We start from the raw sequence: 7,114 nt of genomic DNA on the forward strand, positions 1-7,114 counted from the left end.
ACCGCCAGCGCGGCCTTGCTACGCACGCCCGACCGACGGCGGAGCCGTACGTCTCGTTCCGAGGACCTTCCAGGGAGGGTGCAAGGCCTGCAAACGTCCGGCTGCGCGTCGATGGTGTACCTATTTTGCAAATTGCACGACAGCTTTAGAATCTGGAAAGGTCCCTAGAGGCCCATCTGGCGTCGAAACAAGAGCGACAATTTGTTCCGGTAGTGCTTCGGATCGAGTCACTTCAAGAGTGTTCGACGTAAGGTATAGCAGGCGGGGCGTTCGCTCTGATGTGCCAACGACTATCGTTGATCCAGTCGCAGCGACGACGCCGTTCGTCGCAGGAACGAACGCCGTGTGCAGAAGTTCCAACGTCTGCGCGTCGTAAACGGCGACACTTGAGTCAAGAATACTCGCAACGTATACTTGATTGCCTAGTTCGACGATTCTGGAAGGTGCGATCGCAATCTTGACAGCTTTGGCAATTGCAGTGAGAGCGTAGTTTAGCTGGTAGATCGTGGAATTAGTTTCAGACCCTACCAGGACCTGATCGCCGGCGATACTAATGCTATTTGGTCCACCCGGAAGGTGGAGGGTATTCTCGACTCTTCCGCTACGCTTATTAATTATGAGCACCGCATCTTGCGCCGGAAGTGCCGCGACAATGTGGTCGCGATACACGGCAAAGTCCCACGCTTGAGAATCGAGATCCGTCACCCACTTCGTGGAGTACACACCTCGCGACGATTCGTTCAGTCCGATGATTGCGTTGGGACTCGATTGCTCGACGTAGGCCATCTCACCGTCTGTAACAACCTGGTGACCGTATCCTTCAAAGGTAAATGCTGCAGTCGGAGGTGCGGCTTGTCCAAATGATACGAGGGTCTGTCCGCTCCAGCCAACGCCGAGATATCGACCATTGCTAATCTCGGCCAATGACCCGATACGCATCACGCCTCCCACTTTGTTTCCAGGAAATGGGATGGGCGGCGGTGCAGGGAGCACAAGAATTGCGGTCAGAGTGCTTAGTGTGAGGTAGATTGCCCATGGGGCGATTGCCAATAAACGCCGTAGGCGCGCTCGTTGTGCAGCAGCTCTTGTCGGCGAGCGCACAAGTATGCGCTCGACGTTAGAGCGTACGGATACAGTCTTCCGCAACGTTGCGGCGGTAGGATTCGGCTCCTCTATATGGATTCTTGTAGTGGCCGCTTCAATAGCTGCTTCGTATGCTACATCAGTTCGAGTTCTATTCGTCCAGCATATGAGCCTGCCATCAGAGCGAACTGACATCGCTAGGACTCGAAGTCGGCCGTTATCCAGTTCTTGTAAAGTGCCGTCTGGCAGAGATAGGGCAGAGTTAAGGATAGTGAGACGCAACTGTGCTTCGCGTGCGGATACCGGCGGAAGGATAAACAATGCTTTATGGAGGAGCTGCAGGTTGCTGAGCTGCTCAACCTCCCAAAGCAGCGACGGGCCCCGGCCTAGGATGAGGGCTACGTGCTTCGCTTCCGTCATCATAGAGCGGACTTCAGCTTGCCAATTGGCGTCACTAAAATATAGGCGAGCGGCTCCGAGCGGTGGTAATCGTGTACCCGGCTCCCCAACTGCCACGACAGGACCGCAAGGCCAGAGTGACCAAGCTAGGAGTTCCTCAAAGCCTTCTCGACGCCGCAAGGACAGTCGCTCGATGAATAGGTGCTGTCCAGTAGTCCGCCTCACGCGAATTGTTCGCCGATCTTCGCTAAAGGAGCGAAGCAGAAGGCAGATTGGTCGATCATCCTGGTCGAGCAGCTTGCGTGCCTGACGAATAATTAGCCGCCGTCCCACGCGAACCGGCACATCGGCAACGCCGAAGAGTCCAATTCCGCCGAGCAAGTACGCCAATTGAACGTGTGCTGCACCAGCAGGGGTCAGGTCGGGCGGCACTGCCAATCTAGCCATAATAGCCAGAAATACAAATAGAGCACCGAAGGTTGCAATCGCGACAGAAGCTGACGTCAGTGCGATAGTTGCAGCTAATGTTAAGCGGCTGTACGTAACTCGAGACGTCTGAGAAGCTTTCCGTCGCGCAAATAGCAACTGTAGAGAGGTGAACCCGACGGCCGCGACACCGAGTATGATCATACTTCCGATAATACCCGGGCCGAATTGATAAGCACCGCCAATAGCTAGGGCGATGCAGAGTGCTCTGAGGACTACGCCAAGGCGGTACCTGATCATATGGCGCCTGACGTCAGGTCTTATGTCACGATTCTCTAGGATCTCCGAGTCGAGGTGCTTTGGTTTTGATGTTATGTAGCGCCAGATCGCTTCAAGTGTAGCTTTGTCGGTCACGCCGATTACGAAGCCGACTAAGATCTGCCCGCCAAACGCGTACAGTAGGATTAGGTACAGTAGGTAGAAGTGAAGTGAGCCAACCCCTAATGTAGCGGACGAATCGACATCGGGCGAGGGATCTATCCGAGCCTCTTGTTGTCGAGCAGTAACAGCCAGCATATGGTCGACAGCTGCAGTGTCGATCACAGATTCCGACTTCTTGAGACGGGTAGTCAGGCGGACTTTGGCCGTCACTCGACCTCGCGTGACTACTGCTTGCGCGGTGTAGGAATCCTCGTCGAGCTTATGCTGGACAGATAGGCCGGTCGGATCCAATACTACGTCAGGTCTCTTGTCCCATGCGCGCTGCAGAATGGTTGCGATATGGGCATTGGTGTATTCGATTAGGTCGACATATACCCATTCTACGCCGTCATATGAGAGGAAGCTGCGACCGTATCCGGAAAGTATCCTACCGTTACGCAGTGTGTCAAAGTAGGCGCCGCTTCCGGGTAGTACGTCGCTGATGTCCGTAATGTGGTTCGCTTGGGCGGTGAAGCGGGGCAAGTCTGAGGAGCCAAGTATCTGAGCACGCAGCCAGGATGTTCCAGTCTGAGTGCCAGCGGCAAAAGCGTTGGAGGCTGACACGAGGGCCAGGCTCACTATTAAGGTGGCGACTGCGAGCAACATTGGTATGAGTCGTCGCCCGATTGTGCTCGTCGTCATTGCACCACTTTTCTGTCCCTGGACTGACGGTACATTGGGTATTCGTTGGTGGCGACCGCGTCGTTACAGCGTGCATGCACGCATCACGTGGGGTGAAGTCAGTACGGGGAGGGGTCAGCAACTCGCTCCGCACAAACGGCGGGACAAGGATCGCGACATCAAATTCGGCGAAGCCAACTGAGGCTCAGGAGCCGAAGACAACGAGGCCTCCGCGCTCGGCGAAGTCTCGGGAGTCTTTGGTGTGCAAGGTGGCGAGGGGCAGGTCGTAGACCAGGCAGCAGGCCGCGATCCAGGTGTCGTTCTGGGGCTGCGGACGGCCGCGGCCTGTTGCGTGTGCGGAGATCTCGCCCCAAGACGCAGCGATGTCGTCGGTGTAGGGGAGCGTTGGGGCGTGCTACCAGCCAGGTGGTGAGTTCCGCGCGTCGTGGGCTTCCCCATTGGCGGAGGGTGGCCCAGCCGGTGAGCTCGCCGAGGGCGATGAGGGTGATGCCGGCTTGGGCGCCGACGATTTGGCGCAGCAGCTCGGCAGGCAGTCCCTGGTTGATGAGCTGTGATGGGACGTCGGTGTTGAGGACGACCTGCCGCATTTTCAGGCGACGTCTGAGCGGCGCATGCCGTAGAAGTCGGCGATGAACTCCTCGACCCCGCCGTCGTCGAAGATCCCGGCCTGGGCCAGATCCTCAGCGGCGTGCCGGGGTGCGGAGTTGCCGAAGGTGTCCTCGGTGGACGGGACGAGTTTCTGCCTGGTGGGCGGCTGTTGCGGGTCGGTCGTCGACACGGCGTACATTTCCCGGCGGTCGAGGCGTGCCTGCTCGTGGGCACGAGCCCGTGGTCGACGGTACTGCCGAGCCGTCTATTTGCGCCCGCGGACGAGCGCGTGTCGATGGCGAGCGGGGTGCGGATACCGCGTAAGAGGTCCGACTTGCGTGGCATCACATGTGGCGCGAAACGTCGCCGTCCGGTGATGGTCGTGGGAATGACGGAGTGCGCCGGTGTGGGTACCGGCGCAGGTAGGGGTTTCCCGTCAGGCTGACGGGTTGCCTTCCAAACTAGCTACGCGGGTTCGATTCCCGTCGCCCGCTCCACCTCTGACCAGGGGTTTTACCCCGGTTGCCCAGGCACCTTTCTCCCACCAAGGTCGCCGCCGCTCTGCGTCCATCGAGGCGAGTCTGGCAAACCACTCAAAGTAGATCCACCGCTCGGGTGAATCCCACTGCTGCCGCCGATCTTCAAGCATTGGTCCAATGATCGTGTAGAGCTTAATAGACTGCCGACCCCAGATGTCCAGAAATGGTTGGCGCGGGATGTTGCCGTGACGCAGAATAAACCCGAGCTGCGACAAGTCTGCTGCAACTCGGAAGGCTGAACTCAATTCAGCATCCGACCATTGTTCGCGAGGCTTCCCCTCTAGGTCCCATACCGTCTCTCGAGCTTTTCGATTGTGCTCGTTGTGCATTAGTTCAAAAAGTTCATTGGTTCGCTCGGCTGATGCGATGCGGCGCATCACGGCAACTTGTACCGATGCCGCTGCAGCGGCCAGAACCGCGATGACAGCAGAGACGGTCTCGAAAATGGCGCACCTGGCTTTCGGTATCAGAGTCAACCCTGCTTCCGGTGTAACTCGCCCTCGTCCCCGACATCGTTAGCCTTGATGCGGCTCAACTGTGGCGTGGCTGCTCCCTCTGCTTCAATCGTCTTCGTCGCGCCGGCCTCATCAAGGGCGGCTGCGCCGTCGCTCCGCGATGCCTTCAGCCCCTTGGCCCGACTGGCACAACGAGGAAAGCGGTATGGACAAGGGGGCGGGGGAGGAGTAAGCACCTGGGCGAACGGACTGGCAGATGCGGCGGAGACCGTCAAGTTGACGTTTGCGGATCGCCGGAGACCAGGCCGACCGCCCGCGTGCCGAATACGTGCCAAGGTCGGGGACCGCGTGATCTTGGAGGGCATGTATGAGCCCGTGGTTGCGGCGCCCCGCGGCCTGGCCGCCATTGCGGAGGCGCTGGGCGACGTGACCCAGACGCTCAACGACGCCGGCGTGTGGGCCTCGAGGTCGGTACCTACGGGATCGACGGACTCAACCCGGAGACGTCGGTGGTGGTCGGCCTGTCGCTCGAGCAAGCGCGCTACCTCGCGCGCGAGCTGAAGGAGCGAGCGGACGACCTCAGTGCCCGGGCGACCTGAGGATCTGCCGCTGGTGCACTTGATCTCGGTCCAGGGGTTGGTCCACGAACTGTCGTCCACCAGTGCCACCCCTGCCTGGACTGATGCCCATCAGACCGGCGGCGCCGCACGTCGCCGGGTATGGGGATGTCAGCGTCCCAACTACGGATCAGATGCACGGACCGCTGGTCGTCAATAATGAACCTTCCGACAATTTCGCGCGGTACGCCCGAGCCGCATGCCGCAGTGCGCCGCAGGCGGAGCTGCACTGAGAGCCACAGTACGCTGGCCGGAGACTGATCTCCTTAGCGTTTATATGGCCTGATCTAAGTCTTTGCGCATGAGAGAGATCAACTGCTCTTTCATCTCGTCGTACTCGACCCTCGACGCCACATAGAGATCCGACTCATTGCCGTGACCATCTGCAATAATGTCGCGCATGTCCCGAAGCCTGTCGAACGCCTCTGTAGCCGCCGCAGCAATTGGGGCGGGAGCAGTAATGCTGAGCTGGTAGCGCCGAGAGTAGAGATTAGCAGATCGGAAAGCTTCGACGGCTGCTTGAGTACGTGGGATGGTCAAGTCCCCGGGCGTGGTGTTTCGCGGTCAGCCGCGTGATCTTCTGTAGTTGTCAGGCGCTGAGCGCCGGGATGTCGCTGGTCGGGACCTCCTCGGTCGTGCTGTCGGTGTGGTCGGGAACGGCGGTGACGCGGGCGCGTTTGAGGACCTCGAGGCCGAGGTATCGACGCCCTTCGATCCACTCGTCGTGCTGCTCGGCCAGCACCGCGCCGACCAAGCGGATCAGCGCGTCACGGTTGGGGAAGATCCCGACCACGTCGGTGCGGCGGCGGATCTCCCGGTTCAACCGTTCCTGGGGGTTGTTCGACCAGATCTGGCGCCAGAGCTCCTTCGGGAAACTGGTGAACGCGAGCACGTCGGCGCGGGCGGTGTCGAGATGCTCGGCGACGGCGGGGAGTTTCTCGCCGACGGCGTCGAGGATCCGGTCGAACTGGGCGTGCACCGAGGCGGTGTCGGGCTGGTCGTAGACCGAGTGCAACAGGGCTCGCACCCACGGCCATGACGATTTCGGGGTGGCTGACATCAGGTTCGCCGCGTAGTGGGTGCGGCAGCGCTGCCAGCCCGCCCCGGGCAGGGTCGCGCCGATCGCGGCGACCAGACCGGCGTGGGCGTCGGAGGTGACCAGGCGGACCCCGGTCAGGCCTCTCGCGGTGAGGTCGCGGAAGAACGCCAGCCAGCCGGCGCCGTCCTCACCGGAAGTGACCTGGACACCGAGGATCTCCCGGTGCCCGTCGGCGTTCACCCCCGTGGCGACCAGGGCGTGCACGTTGACCACCCGCCCGCCCTCGCGCACCTTGAGCACCAGCGCGTCCGCGGCGACGAACGTGTAAGGCCCGGCATCGAGCGGGCGGCCGCGGAACTCCGCGACGTGTGCGTCGAGCTCGGCGGCCATCACACTGACCTGCGACTTCGACAGCCGCGTGATGCCCAGGGCGTCGACCAACTTCTCCATCCGCCGCGTGGAGACCCCGAGCAGATAGCAGGTCGCGACCACCGTGGTCAGCGCCCGTTCCGCGCGGCGGCGGCGTTCCAGCAGCCAGTCCGGAAAGTAGGAACCCTCGCGCAGCTTCGGGATCGCCACCTCGAGGGTGCCGGCGCGGGTGTCGAACTCGCGGGGCCGGTAGCCGTTGCGCACGTTGACCCGCTCCGGGCTGGACTCGCCGTAGGGGGCGCCGCAGACCGCGTCGGCTTCGGCGGACATCAGGGTGTTCATGAACGTGGTCAACATCGATCTGAGTAGATCGGGCGACGCGGACCCCAGCTGCTCGTGCAGGAACCGGGACGGGATGCTCCTATGGACTGTCAAGTGTGGGCAGGGCGCGGAAGACCTCGCGGGCCACGTAGCGCT

Annotated in this window: 6 protein-coding genes; 1 reads left to right on the forward strand and 5 read right to left on the reverse strand. The window is 60.9% G+C overall.

The annotated features are described in order from the left end of the window. Positions 1-120 precede the first annotated feature (120 nt). The 3 genes from BGP03_RS08915 to BGP03_RS08925 form a co-directional block, all read right to left on the reverse strand. On the reverse strand, positions 121-2,967 hold the full coding sequence (locus BGP03_RS08915; protein ID WP_299736056.1) for a hypothetical protein: 2,847 nt from the start codon (positions 2,965-2,967) through the stop codon (positions 121-123). 652 nt (positions 2,968-3,619) lie between these two features. Next, positions 3,620-3,817, reverse strand: coding sequence for a hypothetical protein (locus BGP03_RS08920; RefSeq protein WP_299736058.1), 198 nt, complete (start codon positions 3,815-3,817; stop codon positions 3,620-3,622). A gap of 237 nt (positions 3,818-4,054) precedes the next feature. Beyond that, a complete protein-coding gene (locus BGP03_RS08925; protein WP_299736060.1) occupies positions 4,055-4,633 on the reverse strand; it encodes a hypothetical protein in 579 nt (192 codons plus the stop codon). Between the two features lie 434 nt (positions 4,634-5,067). Here BGP03_RS08925 and BGP03_RS08930 point away from each other — a divergent pair, with 434 nt between their 5' ends. After that, a complete protein-coding gene (locus BGP03_RS08930; RefSeq protein ID WP_299736062.1) occupies positions 5,068-5,211 on the forward strand; it encodes a hypothetical protein in 144 nt (47 codons plus the stop codon). Positions 5,212-5,502: 291 nt separating this feature from the next. Here the strand turns inward: BGP03_RS08930 and BGP03_RS08935 are convergent, their stop codons facing one another. Together BGP03_RS08935 and BGP03_RS08940 are read right to left on the reverse strand one after the other, a co-directional pair. Then, positions 5,503-5,769 carry a hypothetical protein gene (locus BGP03_RS08935; RefSeq protein ID WP_299736064.1) on the reverse strand — a complete coding sequence of 89 codons (267 nt, stop codon included), beginning with the start codon at positions 5,767-5,769 and terminating at the stop codon, positions 5,503-5,505. A 49-nt stretch (positions 5,770-5,818) separates the two neighbouring features. Beyond that, complete coding sequence (locus BGP03_RS08940) at positions 5,819-7,072, reverse strand: IS256 family transposase (RefSeq protein WP_299736067.1); 1,254 nt, start codon at positions 7,070-7,072, stop codon at positions 5,819-5,821. Positions 7,073-7,114: the final 42 nt, after the last annotated feature.

The organism is Pseudonocardia sp. 73-21, from assembly GCF_001899645.1.
GTDB lineage: Bacteria > Actinomycetota > Actinomycetes > Mycobacteriales > Pseudonocardiaceae > Pseudonocardia.

Coding starts and splice junctions, on each gene's coding strand:
- BGP03_RS08920 (WP_299736058.1), bottom strand. CDS start 3,817: ATGTACGCCGTGTCGACGACCGACCCGCAACAGCCGCCCACCAGGCAG.